General features: G+C 40.1%; 11 protein-coding genes. 4 read left to right on the top strand and 7 right to left on the bottom strand.

Annotated features, from left to right (window positions below; translation table 11 throughout):
- Nucleotides 1-43: 43 nt before the first annotated feature.
- Nucleotides 44-640 carry a riboflavin synthase gene (locus Q4597_RS02670; protein ID WP_303404636.1) on the top strand — a complete coding sequence of 199 codons (597 nt, stop codon included), beginning with the start codon at nucleotides 44-46 and terminating at the stop codon, nucleotides 638-640.
- Between the two features lies 1 nt (nucleotide 641).
- Here the strand turns inward: Q4597_RS02670 and Q4597_RS02675 are convergent, their stop codons facing one another.
- Nucleotides 642-4442, bottom strand: a complete 3801-nt coding sequence (locus Q4597_RS02675) for a transglutaminase domain-containing protein (RefSeq protein WP_303404637.1) — start codon at nucleotides 4440-4442, stop codon at nucleotides 642-644.
- A 239-nt stretch (nucleotides 4443-4681) separates the two neighbouring features.
- Here Q4597_RS02675 and Q4597_RS02680 point away from each other — a divergent pair, with 239 nt between their 5' ends.
- Entirely contained in the window at nucleotides 4682-5098 is a 417-nt protein-coding gene (locus tag Q4597_RS02680; RefSeq protein ID WP_215913519.1) for a hypothetical protein, read from the top strand.
- Between the two features lie 30 nt (nucleotides 5099-5128).
- Here the strand turns inward: Q4597_RS02680 and Q4597_RS02685 are convergent, their stop codons facing one another.
- Entirely contained in the window at nucleotides 5129-6940 is a 1812-nt protein-coding gene (locus Q4597_RS02685; RefSeq protein WP_303404638.1) for a sodium:solute symporter family protein, read from the bottom strand.
- A gap of 82 nt (nucleotides 6941-7022) precedes the next feature.
- On the opposite strand from Q4597_RS02685, the gene Q4597_RS02690 reads away from it, so the two are divergent.
- Both Q4597_RS02690 and Q4597_RS02695 read left to right on the top strand, forming a co-directional pair.
- A complete protein-coding gene (locus tag Q4597_RS02690; RefSeq protein WP_303404639.1) occupies nucleotides 7023-7778 on the top strand; it encodes a sulfite exporter TauE/SafE family protein in 756 nt (251 codons plus the stop codon).
- A 329-nt stretch (nucleotides 7779-8107) separates the two neighbouring features.
- Nucleotides 8108-10672: a zinc-dependent metalloprotease gene (locus Q4597_RS02695; protein ID WP_303404640.1), complete on the top strand. Its 2565-nt coding sequence runs from the start codon at nucleotides 8108-8110 to the stop codon at nucleotides 10670-10672.
- A gap of 4 nt (nucleotides 10673-10676) precedes the next feature.
- Here the strand turns inward: Q4597_RS02695 and Q4597_RS02700 are convergent, their stop codons facing one another.
- The 5 genes from Q4597_RS02700 to Q4597_RS02720 form a co-directional block, all read right to left on the bottom strand.
- Nucleotides 10677-11738, bottom strand: coding sequence for a mandelate racemase/muconate lactonizing enzyme family protein (locus Q4597_RS02700; RefSeq protein WP_215436960.1), 1062 nt, complete (start codon nucleotides 11736-11738; stop codon nucleotides 10677-10679).
- Entirely contained in the window at nucleotides 11735-12808 is a 1074-nt protein-coding gene (locus tag Q4597_RS02705) for a DUF1611 domain-containing protein (RefSeq protein ID WP_303404641.1), read from the bottom strand. Before Q4597_RS02705 ends, Q4597_RS02700 begins: the two co-directional genes overlap by 4 nt.
- 11 nt (nucleotides 12809-12819) lie before the next feature.
- Nucleotides 12820-13881, bottom strand: coding sequence for a pyridoxal-phosphate dependent enzyme (locus tag Q4597_RS02710; protein ID WP_303404642.1), 1062 nt, complete (start codon nucleotides 13879-13881; stop codon nucleotides 12820-12822).
- Nucleotides 13882-13973: 92 nt separating this feature from the next.
- On the bottom strand, nucleotides 13974-15014 hold the full coding sequence (locus Q4597_RS02715; protein ID WP_303404643.1) for a kelch repeat-containing protein: 1041 nt from the start codon (nucleotides 15012-15014) through the stop codon (nucleotides 13974-13976).
- 38 nt (nucleotides 15015-15052) lie between these two features.
- The gene (locus Q4597_RS02720; protein WP_303404644.1) at nucleotides 15053-16492 is read right to left on the bottom strand and encodes a rubredoxin; all 1440 of its coding nucleotides are present in this window, start codon (nucleotides 16490-16492) and stop codon (nucleotides 15053-15055) included.
- Nucleotides 16493-16502 lie beyond the last annotated feature (10 nt).

A 16502-nucleotide genomic window follows, 5' to 3' on the forward strand; every position in this document is an offset into this window, starting at 1 on the left:
GCCTAATAATCTAGGGTACAAAACTACTTAAATTTAACGGAACATGTTTACGGGCATTATCGAAACTTTGGGCGAAATACAGCAATTGGAACAAGAGGGCAGTAACCTTCATATTACGGTTAAATCTTCATTAACGCCAGAACTTAAAATAGACCAGAGCGTATCTCATAACGGGGTTTGTTTAACGGTAGTTTCTTTGGATGAAAACAGCTATACCGTAACAGCTATTGATGAAACTTTACAGAAAACCAATTTAGACGACCTAAAGGTAGGTGATAAAGTAAACCTTGAGCGCGCCATGATTCTTGGTTCTCGCCTAGACGGCCATATTGTTCAAGGCCATGTAGACCAAACCGGCACGTGTACCGCCATTGCGGAGAAAGACGGTAGTTGGTTCTTTACTTTTGAATACGATGCCGCTACGGGAAACCCTACTATAGAAAAGGGTTCTATAACCATAGACGGTACCAGCCTTACAGTGGTAAATTCCGAAAAGAACAGCTTTAGTGTGGCCATTATTCCCTATACCTACGAACACACCCGTTTTAAATCATACCAAATAGGTACAACGGTAAACTTAGAGTTTGACGTTATTGGCAAATATGTAGCCAAGCTTATGTCTTACCAGAACAACGGGTAAACTATTTTTTACCTGAAAAGCTTACTTTGGTTTCCTTCTTACTTTTCTTAAACCCTATTAGTTGCTGCTTGGCATCTAAGGCCGCTTTTACGTAGGCCTTGAAGTCTTTGTAATCACTTGCCGGAATACGTTCTTTTGAAGTTTTAGCCTCTATGGAAACATGCAGTTCATTCTCTTTAGCCAAGTCATAGTTTATTTTAAACTGATGCTTTTTAAAACTATAATCCGCACTTTCCGGAATTTCAACAAAACGCTCGTCTTCTTTCAGTTTAATAACATAACTAGACTTGTAAACGTCTGCATTTTCATACAACAGATAATCAATTGGAAAAGTACGCTCGTCATCTTGGATTATGGACGTGTTATAAGCGTTGTTCACCGCTGGAATACGAAACACCCTCATACTGCCAATTTCATCCAATTTTTCGTTAACCGTCAGGTCTGACGTGTACTTTAAAACAGGCGAACGTAGTTCATAATGTATGTCATGAATACTATCCATGGAAAAATCTTCTGAAATCCTACTTTTAAAATCGTCCGTAATACTCTTCTTTACTACCTCATAATTGTTCTCCTTAAAAATAGCTGCATAATGAGCGTTTATGCTTCCCTTTAAAACAGATTCTATTCTTAATTTATGAGAACCTTCTCCAATTACATACTCCATGTTACTTTCCAGCACCGTGGTAGTATGGTCAACATTTCTTAACTTGTAAATGCCCTTCTTTACATCTTCCATCCATTTATTGGGGATATCCAAAGCAGTAGCACTTTCTAAACTGGTAGGTATAGACTTATAGGGCATATTGTTGTCCGTAAGTTCCAAATACTGGGGTTTACCATCTATAAATACCTTGGCTATACAGTGATTAAAATCTTGACTTGGCAATACCATGGTGCTTTCGCCATAATCTGAGGTAAGCACCAAAACTAAATGCGACTTTAGACCGGCCATTTGGGCCAAGGTGACATACAGCGTTGAAAAGTCCTTGCAATCGCCTAGCTTAGATTTTATAGTTTTTGAGGGCCGCTGCGGAACATATCCACTTTGTCTAAAACCTACATGGCTATAGCTAAAGTTCTCCATAATATAATAGTAGATCTTAGAGGCCTTTTCGTCTTCCGAAAAAGAATCGCTTCCGGATGGGAAAATTGTTTTATAGGCTTCTTTAACATCTGAGTTGATAACGATTTGTGGGCGTACCAAATCTGAATACCAATTGGCTATCTCATCCCAAGAACCTATTGTGCTTACGTGTACATAGCTAGCTACATCACTAAGGCTAGGCATAAAGTTCTCCTCTGGCGAAAGTTCTTTCTGATCAATGGTCTCCCACTCATGGTATACATAATCATCTATTGTTCGCTTTTTATAGCTGACATCCCCATTAAGTGTTTTAGTATTGAAGTCCTTGCCCTTAGGCACTAATATTTTTAAGGTGTTCTTATGAATAGGGTGAAAAGAATCAAACTGAAAATAGTCTACATGGTCTTTATAAAACCTACCGCTATTGGCATAACTACTTTCATAATCTACGTAGATGATATCGCCAATTTCAAGATTGTTAAAAACAATACTGGAACCGCTTCTAGACGCGGGAACAATTTTTTTATTAGGTTTTACTATTTCGGATTTTGTAATGTGATAATTGCCACTTAAACCAAGGTTTACCTCTTTTAAAGATTCTATACCACTATCGCTGGTAATCTCAACCACATAACGCGTCTGAGACTTACCGCCACCTTCCGGATACAGTTGCAACAGACTTTCATCCAACAAATAATTATACCCATAGTTGCCCTTAACTCCCTTATTACGGGTCTGGGCCATAAATTCATATATATTGGGTGTAGCTAGTTCTTCTAGATAATCCTTGGCGTTGGACAAATCGTCTATTTTCTTGCGTAAGGAGGTATTTGCGCCATTATGTCCAAGTGATTTTTTATACCAAACCAGAGCTTCCTTTTTACGTCCGGATTGCTCTAGAGCCGTACCTTTTAATTCCATGGCCACAAATGAATACGGGAAATTCTCCAACATTTGATCTATATAAGGTAAAGACGCTTCATACTTCTTATATTCATGTTGGTAGGCAATATAATCGGACAAGTAGATATTATCGTGATCCACCAAATTATATCGCTTTTCAAAAAGGGCCAAGGCCTCTTCCTTTCGGTCTTGCTTGTTATAAAAAGCAACGAGAGATTTTAATGCGCTGTAATCAAAATAGGTGTCATCTATATCTTCTAAAATCTGTATGGCCTTATCGTCTTCATTCAAATAGGCGGAATATATATTGAGGTAGACTTTTAGGATACTCAACTGATCCTTATAATTATCGGTAATGGTCTGTAACGTTTCCTTTACGGCAGATTTATTTTCTTGCCTAATATTCAATAACAATTTAGCCGATTGTTTTAAAATATCCATATCCGTAGAAGCCGAAAAGTCCGCTACAAATGCCTCAAACTCCTGTAAGGGCAGTTTAAAAAGTTCCCGAGATTCCTCAAAACGATAGATGTACGACAGATAGTAGTTTTCATCATCGCTTTGGATATTTTTTTGCAACTCCTTTGCAGAAGCATAATCCTTTTCCTTTGTATAACACTCAATATGATATTTTCTAAGAAACGAGCTTTCCGGATAGGCTTCTATCCATGGTTGTAAAGTTGCCTTGGCCTCATTGAATTTTGAATTTCTCAAATACGCACTTACCAAGCATATCGTGTTGAAAAAATTGTTTGGGTCTTTCTTTAATTTATTTTGAAAAAAGGCTTCTACGTCATGTGTCAATACTTTGGGAGCAATACGCTCCAATGAACTTTTTTGATAGGCAACTGGGGTTGCACTGTATTCCAAATCGGTAAAAGCGTGTCCTTCTTCATCTGTAATTCTAACAATAAAATAGGCTATTCCGCTTTGGTCCGCGCTCTTTACTAATAATCGGTTGTTTCCGGCAGGAAGGTTTACGAGCACATTATAGGCATCCAAATCGGTAATGCCATCATTGGTGTTTTCATAGATGAGTACATCATTTAGCCAAACTCTTGCAAAAGATGAACTACCTAAACGTACTACTGCTTTTTTTGCTGATGGATTGCTTATAAAACTTTGTGCATAATTTACGCCACCACCATATTCTGCGTGGTTAGAGTAATATTGATACGCATCTTTCTCACGCCCCCTTTGTGTATACCAATTGATAAATCCGTTGCTATTGGCGTTAAAATCCGTTTTGGAAGTAGTATTCTTTTCCGGAGCATATTCCGTAGCCAAACCACTACCGTTCAAATTCTCAAAACTACCACAAAACTGCCAAGCCTTAATAGCTGGTATTTCATAATTCAATTGGTCGTACGCTGCCCAATCATCGGAATGTTGAGCTACGGCAGATTTGAGGTACCTAAGCGACTCCTTAACAGTTGTATTTTTAATTCTTTCTAATGGTACGCCATTTATGTTAGCCACATTTTTTCTGTTGAATCCTGTTGTTAAATAGGAATCGAAAAAGAAATTATGGTTCCACAATGCGTAGAGGTAATATTCAAAATCCGGCTGGGCAACTACGTTTGTAATAAAGCCATCGGCAGAAGTAAATGTACCATTCTCATTGGCTATAAGTTCATTGGTTAACAAATCTGGCAAACTACCCTTGTTCTTTTTCTGAAACTTAACTTTAGCCTCCTCTCTCTGATTCTTTAAAAGAAGCTGCCAATAAGCATCTATTTTTTTGGTTTCTTGAGCTTGGGAACAAGTTGCAGAAAAGACAAAAGCCACTAGAAGAAGACGATAAAATCTCATACGTAGGTAGGTTTGGTTAAAGTTTGGATAAATTATAACGCAAGTTTTCTTTAAATGGTATGCTTAGCTACAATCCTGAAAAAACCAACATGGAATTCAGAACTACCCATTTCTACAATTAAAGACCGAACAACGATTTTATACAATAAGCTCACCTAACAGGCGTTGATTCTAAAGGTGTTAGCCAATAGCACCTAAGCAAACCTGGAGGCTCCCAATCCTCCTTTAAAAACCTACTTATGAAAAAGCGCATTGTATACCTACTTTGCAGTGTTGTATTGGTGTTGACCGCAAGCTGTTCTAAAGATGAAGAAGAACCAAGTCTAGTAAGCGGAGAGGCCAAAATCTCAAACGACACTGGAATTTCTTTCGCCAACTCAACCGGATTTTCCGCAGATTACGTGACTTTCAAACTCAGAAAAGGTACTGGAGCAGAAAAGGAATATGGACAAAGTTTGAGCAACTATAGCCTAACATCACTAGAGCAAGGGTCTATTACTATTTACCAAATGCAAGTGTTTGACAATGAGGAAGAGGTTTCCTTTAAATCCTACACCTACGATGAAGATGGTAATAGAAGAGAGATAAAATCTACTTCAATAATAGAAATAAATCAGGATGAGGTACTACAAATTATTTTGGAGAGTGTAGAGTAACAACCGTACCACCTCATCTTTTTATCTCATTTAAAGTATATTTTCTTTCATTTTGTTCCAAGCCCGTATAAGCAGGAAGCCCGAGACTACGGCAATTCCTGTAAGCAATAATGCGGCTTCGGTTCTACCGTAAATCCAATATCCGGTTGCGAACATAATTGTGTAGATAAGAACACACCCAAGAACCATTGCGGTAATACCTTGGGGCACGCTCCACTTTTCATTATTGTTCTTAATTTTTTCTCCATCGGCCTTGGCATCATCAACCACTTTAGACCAACCTGGTCCCCCCGGCTGAATACGCTTATAAAATGACCGAAGCGTTTCTTTAGATTCAGGTTGTGTCATAAACGTTGCCGTTAACCAAATAGCAGAAGTAACCACCACTACAAAAGGATACTCGGCCCAATCCGGAAAAACTCCTGTTGTTTCAGCAAAAAGAACTGCCCCCAAAGAAGTAGTTTTCAATACAATTGAAATTACCCCTGAAGCAAACATAGCCGTAATTTCACTCCATGCATTAATACGCCACCAAAACCATCTTAAGATAAAAATGAGTCCGGTGCCCGCACCAAAGGTCAATAGAATGTCAAAAATCTGAAGCGCATTCTCAAGTGCCAAAGCCAAACCTGCACTCAGGATCATAAGTACAACAGTAGAAATTCTACCCACGGCCACCATTTGCTTTTCAGTAGCATTAGGGTTTATCTGTTGCTTGTAAAAATCAAATACAATATAAGATGAACCCCAGTTTAACTGTGTAGAAATAGTACTCATATAAGCTGCGATCAAAGAAGCCAAGACCACACCTAAAAGTCCGCTTGGGAGCTTGGTCAACATGGCGGAGTAGGCCAAATCCTGTCCTAGTTTGTCTTCCGCAATATTAGGAAAAGCCTCATGAATACTTGCAATATCCGGGTAAACCACCAATGATGCCAATGCCACCAATATCCATGGCCAAGGCCTTAAGGCATAGTGCATGATATTGAAAAAGAATGTGGCGCCAATAGCATGATTTTCGTCTTTTGCGGCCAACATACGTTGCGCAATATAACCTCCACCACCTGGTTCAGCACCCGGGTACCAAGAACTCCACCACTGTACGGCCAACGGAATAATAAAAAGGGTAATCAATGCCTTTTTATTACTGAAATCAGGAACAATATCAAGTTTCCCCATTACATTTTCATGCGCTATTAACGCCTCAATACCACCAACCTCGGGTATATTTACCAAATAATATGCGGCGCCTATAGCTCCGGACATGGCTACAAAGAACAAAAGAAAATCAGTATAGACCACTCCTTTAAAACCTCCCAAAGCACTAAAGGTAACGGTAATTAATCCCGCGCCAACTACGGTTTCCCATGGTTCTAGACCTAACATAATACCACCGATCTTAATAGCGGCCAAGGTTACGGATGCCATTGTAATAATATTGAAAAGTGCACCTAGATATACGGCCCTGAACTTTCTTAAAAAGCTTGCCGGAGCACCCCCGTAACGCATTTCATAAAATTCTAAATCTGTGTTTACATTGGACTTACGCCAAAGTTTGGCATATACAAAAACAGTTAAAAGACCGGTAATCAAAAAAGCCCACCAAACCCAGTTCCCAGAAACCCCATTGGTCCTAACAATGTCCGTTACCAAATTAGGTGTGTCGGTAGAAAAGGTAGTAGCCACCATTGAAAGACCCAATAACCACCAGGGCATAGTTCTGCCGGACAGAAAAAACTCGGATGAGTTCTTACCCGATTTTTTAGAAACGTAAAATCCAATACCTAGGACAATTGAGAAAAAAACAATGATAAAACTATAATCTAGAGTGGATAGTTCCATTAAAGAGGGTTGGTTTTGGGATTAGTCTTTAAAGATATTATTTTTTAGGATACTTTTGCCTTTTTCATACAAACCTCTTCCTGTGCTTTTAACTACTTCTTTTGACATTACACTTACTGCTTGGGCCCTTGCATTTACAGCTGCAACCGTTATTGGACTCTCAAAGGCTGGCATTAAAGGAATTGCAATTGTAAATGTTACGTTAATGGCACTTGCCTTTACTGCAAAAGCATCTACCGGCATAGTAGTTCCCCTCTTGGTGATGGGCGATATTTTTGCCGTTATCTATTACAACAGACACGCCAATTGGGCACATATCATAAAATTCTTGCCGTGGATTCTCGTTGGGATAGCTTGTGGAGTATTGATTGGCAACGATCTGGATGAAGGGCTGTTCAAAATTGCTATGGCCATCATCATTTTGGTGAGCGTGCTTATGATGTACTGGTGGGATAGGCGAAAGTCCAAATCAGTTCCCACACATTGGCTATTTGCAGGCCTTGTAGGAACCATTGCCGGTATTACTACCATGATAGGCAATTTAGGTGGTGCGTTCAGCAATATTTACTTTTTGGCCATGCGCGTTCCCAAGAACGAATTCATTGGTACCGCAGCCTGGTTATTTCTTATCATCAACGTTTTAAAATTACCGTTGCACATTTTCGTTTGGGAAACCATAACCATAGAGACTCTTCTGTTTGACCTAAAACTGGTTCCTGGAATTATCTTAGGTGTTTTCTTGGGTATACGTCTGGTAAAAATCATAAAAGAGGATTTCTACAGAAAAATGATTTTGGTCTTGACCGCACTAGGAGCCATCATGATCTTGATTAGGTAGTAAATGCTGTTACTTGGTGTTTGTGGCTTCTTACAAAACACCTTCTATTTCCTATTTTTTTCTTAATAGATTGACATACAACTTTCAGAATTGTATATTCAACTCAACTATTTAATACGGGTTGCCGTATATATTAGGGCTGCAGGCGTACGCTATTAATAACCGATACAATTTCTGTTAAAAGCGAGTAAGACTCAGCCAGCGCCATACTAAAGTAAGAACTGACACGTTCGCTACTTATACGAAGACCCATCACGGGCATATTTAAGGGGCGAACACCGACTATCACCTACAATCCCAAATTGTAGGAGCGGTTAATATTTATATCAATGAAACAATTTTTTATATACATAACGTTGCTCTTTGTGGCTGCATCCTGCAGTACCATAGGCATAGCCAATAAAGGCAATAAAAAGGGTAAAACAGAAAGCGTAGCATCAACCAGTGCCAAGGCTTACGATCGTTTAATCTCCAGTGAAGCTATTACCAGCAACGGTCTTTTTGATGTTCACAAAGTAGGGGACAAATACTATTTTGAAATTCCTGATAGCCTTTTTAATCGAGAGATGCTTGTAGTAACCCGGTTTATAAAAACTCCTTCGGGAGCCGGTAATTATGGTGGTGAGAAAATTTCCGAAAACACCATCACTTTTGAAAAAGGACCTTCAAACAACATTTTTCTTCGTATTTCTACTTTGGTAAGCTCTGCTAGTGAAGATGATGCTATTTCCAAAGCGGTAAATAATTCTAACATTACCCCCATTCTTGAAGCTTTTGCCATAAAAGCTACCAATGAAGACAAGCAATCCCATGTTATTGAAGTAACTGATTTTATAAATGGCGAAAACCCGCTCTTGGCACTTAGTGGTGATCAAAAGGACGATTACAAACTCACCTCTCTTGAAAAGGACAAATCCTATATAAAGGAAATAAATTCGTTTCCCGTTAATACGGAAATCAAAACGGTCAAAACCTATAAGGCAAGGTCTAGCGTTGATAAGAGAAAAGAGCTTCCCGCAGCAATTCTTGCCGGAGTGGTTACATTGGAAATCAACAACTCTTTTATCCTGCTTCCAAAAGTTCCCATGAAAAAAAGACTGTACGATGCCCGTGTGGGGTATTTTGCAAGTTCGTATTTGGAATTTGGAGACGACCAGCAACAAGTAGATCGGAACACTTACATACACAGATGGCGATTAGAGCCCAAACCTGAAGATTCCTTAAAATGGCAACGAGGTGAGTTGGTAGAGCCCAAGAAACCTATTGTTTATTATATAGATCCTGCCACCCCTAAAAAGTGGAGGCCTTTTCTTATTCAAGGAATTAATGATTGGCAAGTTGCCTTTGAGCAAGCCGGGTTTAAAAACGCAATTGTTGGTAAACCATGGCCGGAGAACGACAAAAGTATGAGCCTAGAAGATTCCCGTTTTTCGGTACTTCGTTATTTTGCCTCACCCTCCAAAAATGCATACGGCCCTAATATTGTAGACCCTAGAAGCGGCGAAATATTGGAGAGCCACATTGGCTGGTACCACAACCTCATGAGCCTGCTGCACAGTTGGTACATGGTTCAAGCCGGTGCTGTTGACGAGCGTGCAAGAAAAATGGAATATGACACGGAACTTATGGGTAATCTCATCCGTTTTGTGGCTTCGCACGAGGTAGGTCATACGCTAGGGCTTAGACATAATATGGGCGCCAGCTATGCTACTCCCGTTGAAAAATTGCGGGATGCTAAGTTTTTAAGAAAAAATGGCCATACCAGTTCAATTATGGATTATGCCCGTTTTAACTATGTTGCACAACCGGAAGATAGTATTCCTACGGAAGATTTAATGCCACGAATAGGCGATTATGATAAATGGGCCATACAATGGGGTTACTCCCGGTTTGTCGATGATTTATCCGCAAGGGACGAAAAAGAACTCTTGAGCCAAATGGTGGTAGATAGTGTATCTGCCAACCCAAGATTATGGTTTGGCGGGGAAGGGCGCGATTTTGACCCTAGATCACAGACCGAAGACTTGGGTGACGACGCCATGCAAGCCAGCATGTACGGTATTCTAAACTTACAGCGTATTGCTCCCTACCTTAAAAAATGGACGCAAGAAAAAAGCAGCGACGATTATGCCAATTTAGACCAGATCTACAAGGATTTGGTCGGGCAGTACAGTGACTATATTTTTCACGTTACCAAGAACATTGGCGGAATTTATGTAACACCAAAAACCATGGGTGAAGAAGGTGAAGTATACCGCCCCGTGGATAAACAAAAGCAAAAGCAGGCATTGGTATTTTTAAACAATTATATTTTTAAAGAACCCAAGTGGTTATTGCGAAACGAAATTTTGAACGCCATACAATCACCGCAATCAAAAGAATCCGTAACCAAGACCATGGAGAGCGTTATGCTTAATCTTTTAGGTGGCAGTAGGTTAAGTAGAATGACTTTTATTGCAGAGCGATACGAAGATGAAGATCCCTACCTTCCCCAAGATTATATGGATGATTTGAACCAGTTGGTTTGGGGCGATATGAATGTTTTCTACCAAACGAATGCCTATCGTAGAAAATTACAGAAATCTTATGTTGCCAACCTGATTACGCTTTACAAACCGGACGAAGCAGAAGGTTTGGTAGAAGGTATCTTGGCTAAACTTTCCGAAGGTTACACCTCTAATACGGATGTGCGCTCATTGGCCCTTGATAACCTTTTGAATTTACAGGGAAAAATTAAGCGGACCATTCCCGTGATGACCGATAGACTGACCATTGCCCATTTAAATTATCTTAAAAGGGAAATTGAATCAGTTATTGGTGAGACCAAAGATGTAGATCCGCTATTTATTCCTTTCCGTAGAGATATTTCTATTCAGGAAAGTGAGGAGAATTAATTGGCTATAGATGTATTATTCCTAAACCTGGAGCGTCCGATGGGTACAGCACCCCTTTTTCTAGTTTGAACAAGCCTTTAAAAGGGTCGTCTACCACATCTAAATGCCCATCTAGATCGGCATAACAAATGTTGGGTCTGGAAAGTGCAAAATGAAGTCCCGCAGAAATACCCAACGCACACTCATCATTACAACCCACCATAGTTTCAATCCCTGCCGATTTAGCTACGGAATTAATATGCATTCCTTCAAAAATACCTCCCACCTTCATCAACTTAATGTTTACCATATCCACCCTTTCGTTCTGGGCAAGCCGGAATACATCGGTTAAGGTTTTTAAGCTTTCATCGGCCATTAAAGGAATATCTATCTGGTCCATAACTTCACCCAAGCGCTCTTCCCGCTCCTGTTTGGTAGGCTGTTCAAAAATCTCAATACCTATCTGGCTGGTGGCTTTTACAAATGCTACGGAATCTACCACGGAATATCCTTGGTTTCCATCAAAGCGGAAAGTAACTTCTGGAAATTTCTCGTGCAGCAAGGTCATTTTTTCAATGTCCTCGGCAAGGTTGTGCCCGCCCTTTACCTTTAAAATTGAAAACCCCTGCCTAACGAATTCCTTGGCCTGAGCCATGGTTTCCTCTAAAGATAAAATACCAATCGTTATACTTGTTGGAATGCTTTGTCTGTAACCGCCTAGAAACTTATACAATGGCACATCTGCTTTTTTTGAAATGATATCAAAAAGCGCCATGTCTACCATAGCCAATGAAGACGATTTCCGGCCCAATAACTTCTTTAATTCCTTTAAAACATAAGCGTACATAAAAGGGTCCTTGCCTTTTAAAAAAGGAATGATAACCTCTTTTAGAGCTGTTTCTACTTCCTTAGGATGTTCTCCCGTAACTATTTTATCCGGAGCGGAACATCCATAACCGACTATAGCACTATCCGTTTCAATTTTAAGAATGAAATTTACCGTATCATCTATCGTTTCGTAAGCAATAGTATAGGGTTCGGACAGTTTAAGGTCTAGCCGCTCATAAGACACGTTGGTTATTCTCATTTAATCTTTTCCTTTAGTAATGCTACCAGTTTTTTAGCACCATACTTTAGCACATCAAAAGCAGGCAACTTTGTTTCAAGAGTAATCTGCTTGCATGCCTCCAGAATCTCATCTTCCTCCATTTCTTCATGGTTAACGGTAATGGCAATTACCTTTTTACCAGAAATAACTTCAATAGCATTGATCTGTTCTGTTAACGAATGCATTTTATAGCCTGGAAACCCATCATATTCCAGTCGTTTTGGAGCATGTTGCAATATTACGTAATCAGGTCTTCCTGCTGCTAAAATTTCAAAACCACCTGGGTAAGCAGGATTCATTAAACTACCTTGCCCTTCAATAACAATAACATCAGGCTTTTCATTTTTATAGGCACTTACCACGGCATGTTCAATCTCCCCCGAAACAAAATCGTTAATACAACTGTCCATTACCATACTGTACTTTGCACCTTGCATCCAAGCAGTCTGTCCGGTACCAATCATTTGGGCCTTTTGACCGGCATCTCTAAACCCGTGAACCAACAACCAAGCAGTGGTACGCTTTCCCAATGCGGAATCCGTGCCCAAAACAGCCAATTTTAAACAATCTACTTTTTCAATTTCCCCAGTAAAAAAATGAAGTTTGTCCCGATCCGGTGTTTTACGAACATCGCGGACCCGACAGTTATTTTTAGTGGCAATTTCCATTAACGAAGCATCATTGGTCAAAAAGTCGTGTAAACCACTATCTACGTTCCAACCCATTTCCAGAGCTTTTGAAATGGTAGTCTTTGCTTCTTTTGGTAATCGCCCCCCATCGGGTGCCAAACCAATAACAAGAGATTCCGGTGTATTGCCAGAAGCACCCAAAGTTTCTACTGCATCCTCTATGGTTGCAAAAACCGGGATTCCGCTGGGTTTCCCATCAAGTACCTCACCAGCGTCCCTAGAAGCATAATTTGTATCCAATACGCCAACTACCTCATAACGTTCGGTAAAACGAACCAAACCATGCGCAGTTTTTCCGTTAGGAGTATTAAAAGCCCCTTCGCAATAGATAAGGGCCTTTCCATCAATTGATTTCTTCATTTTCTTAAATATTAATTTTTTGCCGTCAGAACCGCTACAAAACGGTCTGGTTCAAAATTCATTTTTTCGTCAAGTTCCAGTAGGGCTATTAGTCCAGCTGTGGAGGCAGGCAAAATGCGAAAGCCTTCCTTTTTGGCCAGTAGGGCCGTCATATCCTTTAATTTTTTATCGCTGATATTATACGCCTCACCATCGGATTCCCTCAAGGCATACAACGCTTCTTCTCCGTCAAAACTATGCCAGTTAATAAGCGGCTCATTGTACTTGGTCTCCTTAATAGCTTTGGGATCCAAATCCTTGCAATAGTCCAGTCCCAGTAAAAACGATTGAATAATCGGATTTTTTCTTGATGATGAAGCCGCTACCATTTTGGGTACCCTAGAAGTCTTGCCCCTTTTATAAAGGCTAACGAACCCCCGATAAATTCCAGCGAAAAGTGTACCGTTGGAAACAGGTACCGCACAGTACTTTGGTGCATCTCCCAAATCTTCAAAAATTTCTAGGGCAATCTGCGAATAAGCACTGATCTGCAAAGGGGTATTGGCTCCTCCTGGATTACCATCATACCAACCGTTATTTTTTGCGAGTTCGCTACTTTCTTTTACGACATCTTCATAGCTCCCGGGCCTACGAACAATTTCTGCACCCAGCAATTGCATTTCTACAACACGATCGGTATGAAAAGTTTCCGGAATATAAATTCTACAAGCAATACCGGCCAAGTTGGCGGCTAAGGCTACAGCAACACCATAGTTACCACAAGTAGCCAAAGACACCACTTCAAATTCCCTACGGAGGGCATCATAGATTTGTGCAAAGGCAATACGGTCTTTTTGTGTTCCCGTGGGGTTATCGCCTTCGTACTTAATGTACAGCTGACGAATATCAAATTCCCGCTCCAGAGTTTTTGCGCGGTGCAAGCCTGTATCTCCTACTTCAAGATTTATGATATCTTCATACGACTCTAAACGATCTACCAAGGACTTACTTTTGTCCCTAACAAATTCGCTTAGTTTTTTGGTCTCGGAAGACACCTTGTTCTCTGCGGTTTTCACACCGTCTCGTAAATCCATTTTTATAATTTGATATTGGGGAATTCCCTATCAAATGTAATATGTTTTTAGTCACGATGTAAAAAATAATTTTAAAATTATTCGGCTGAAAATCAATCTTCTACGCTAAATTTTTCCATAGTGGTCAGTTCTGGCGAACCGCCTCTGTTCCCACATCCCGAAGCAATATATACACCGTCTTCAAAAAGCACAAGACCACTACCGTGCCTACCTTCTACCATACTGGGCAAGGTGTGCCATTTATGGGTGTTTAAATCCAAAACCTCAACATCAGCATGTGCTTTTTCCTGTGTTGTAGATTCACCCCCAACAACTATCAATTCATCATGAAATAGTGCAGCGGCATTACCTGCTCTTGGCGTCGGAATATTTTCCGGTAATGTCTCCCAAGTATCACTTTTTATATCATACACATCAACCTCGGCTATGGTTCCCCCAAAAACGGAATCAGGATCAATACCGGAATTTCTACCTGCCGGGGCGTAAATCTTTCCATCTGCTAAAACCGCCTGAAAATGGTCTCTTGCGCGAGGTGCGTCCGCCAGAACCTCCCACTCGCCAGTACTTGGGTCGTAACTGTCCATCCAATTTTTATAATCACCTATATGACCGTTCTTTATTCCGCAGGCAATATAAATCTTGCCTTCATACAGTACGTTTCCTGTAGAACCACGTCTTCTTTCCTCTGGAATTTCATCTCCCTTAGACCATTCATCCGTAGCAGGGTCATAGATATAAATATGCTCTGTTGGGGTTTCTGCCGGATATTTACCCGTTAGTGCCGAAATAAGGTATATTTTATGCTGATAGACCACAGGCTGAAAGTGGTGCATTTCAATAGGAGGTTTACTGCCTTCTGACCAGCTTTGGGTGTTGGTGTCATAGATACTTACAGGGCGAATACCTCTTCCCCCTAACAAATAAAATTTATCATCTACGCGAACAAAGGCCGCTTCATGGCGGGCTACGGGTTTGCTGCCATCTGCCGAAGCTACCAGTTCCCAAGCCATCGTAGGTTTTTGAACGGTTATCTCATCTACCGGTTTTTCAACATCCGCTTTTTTGTCCGGATTGTCCTTACATGCCGTGAATAGTAGAATACCGCTTAATAGGCCAAGAAATTTTTTGTTCATTTGGAAGGTGTTTTAGGTACTATCCAAATGTAACAAAATCAGCTCGAAAAATTCAGTTCCGTTTTTTCAAATTGGGATTTTGGTGCTTCACATACCGAACAGGTATAGCTATCGGGCAACTCTTTAAATGTGGTTCCTTTTGGAATATTGTTCGTAACATCTCCATACAACGGGTCATAGACCGTAAAACAGGATTGACATTGGTGAATGGTCTTGGTTTCCTGTTCCTCAACTTTTTTAGGCGTTTTATTTACTTCAACCTCCCTGCCCAGTTGATTAAAGTATTTTTTACTGAGTTCCATTAATAGACCGGGAAGTTCAATCTTATCTACATCTTGGGCGTAGGCCAGATATTTTTGGGTATTGGGGTCAAAATTTACAAAATGAAGCACATTATAGGTAGGCCTCACATCAAAATCCTTAACAATGGTGGGCGAACTATTTTTTTCGATAATTACCGAAGCAAAATGGGACCGCTTACCCACATCATTGCTTATACCAAATGTAAGCCCGTAGGTACTAATATCATTCTGATCAAAGCTACGGACCAAGAATTTTTTTAGTTCCAATGCTTGGTTATCATCTACCGGCAAATGCCAGTTCATTTCTAGCTGTGAGTGTCTTACATTAATACCCCATTGCCCTAAAAAGCGTTCCAAGGCGGGTCTACTCTGCTTTTGAATACCTTTTACCACGAAGGATTTCCATGGGGTAATACAGATTTTACCTATGCTATTGTCTAAACAAAAACCGCAGAATTCCTTAAGAAACGATAGATCATACCGGTTGTTTCGCCAATACAGGCCCAGCCAATATTGATCTAGCCCCATACGGTTCATTCCCTCATAATACGGGAAGGTAAGATAGGGTACTTTTAGTTCCTTTTCTATGGTCTTGTTATTCGTATCCAGATTCTTGTTCAAGACAAAAAACAGTTCCTCTACATCTTGAATGTCTTCATAAATATCCTCAATGGCCTTGCATATGGTGGTAATATCCCAACTGTAAATTAAAACAGGGTAATACGCCGCTTTTTCCCATTGCGGCAGCTTTACGTTTAAATACCAATAATCTTCATTTTCCGAAGCTATAAAATTAAGGTTACCACTAAAAAGGGGCACCAATCTTTGTTTAGGGTCTGTGATGTTGATTTTTAATTTTGGCAAAAAATCAAAGCCCTCCAAAATATAGAGATAAGTAGAACCTTTAAGCCAATGGGTCATATCAAAAATATCTGCAGAAACGTATGAACTTACAATATTCTGATACGTTCTATCAGTAATAATATTGGTGTTGAACTTTGATATACGCTCAAGTTGACCTTCTTCTACGCCTTTTAACGGGAAGAGTAAATCCTGCCGAGAACCAAAATAGACTTCATTTAGGCCTGCAGCTTCCAGAAGACCTATAATATCCTTGAGTTCCCCCGGTGAGGTAACTCCTCCTTTTATTAATATGCGGTGCAGATCATCGTTCATAATCCCGTTT

The organism is Zobellia sp. 1_MG-2023 (genome assembly GCF_030549125.1).
GTDB classification, from domain to species: Bacteria; Bacteroidota; Bacteroidia; order Flavobacteriales; family Flavobacteriaceae; genus Zobellia; species Zobellia russellii.

Coding starts and splice junctions, on each gene's coding strand:
- Q4597_RS02720 (WP_303404644.1), bottom strand. CDS start 16,492: ATGAACGATGATCTGCACCGCATATTAATAAAAGGAGGAGTTACCTCA.
- Q4597_RS02670 (WP_303404636.1), top strand. CDS start 44: ATGTTTACGGGCATTATCGAAACTTTGGGCGAAATACAGCAATTGGAA.
- Q4597_RS02695 (WP_303404640.1), top strand. CDS start 8,108: ATGAAACAATTTTTTATATACATAACGTTGCTCTTTGTGGCTGCATCC.
- Q4597_RS02715 (WP_303404643.1), bottom strand. CDS start 15,014: ATGAACAAAAAATTTCTTGGCCTATTAAGCGGTATTCTACTATTCACG.
- Q4597_RS02710 (WP_303404642.1), bottom strand. CDS start 13,881: ATGGATTTACGAGACGGTGTGAAAACCGCAGAGAACAAGGTGTCTTCC.
- Q4597_RS02675 (WP_303404637.1), bottom strand. CDS start 4,442: ATGAGATTTTATCGTCTTCTTCTAGTGGCTTTTGTCTTTTCTGCAACT.
- Q4597_RS02680 (WP_215913519.1), top strand. CDS start 4,682: ATGAAAAAGCGCATTGTATACCTACTTTGCAGTGTTGTATTGGTGTTG.
- Q4597_RS02700 (WP_215436960.1), bottom strand. CDS start 11,738: ATGAGAATAACCAACGTGTCTTATGAGCGGCTAGACCTTAAACTGTCC.
- Q4597_RS02705 (WP_303404641.1), bottom strand. CDS start 12,808: ATGAAGAAATCAATTGATGGAAAGGCCCTTATCTATTGCGAAGGGGCT.
- Q4597_RS02685 (WP_303404638.1), bottom strand. CDS start 6,940: ATGGAACTATCCACTCTAGATTATAGTTTTATCATTGTTTTTTTCTCA.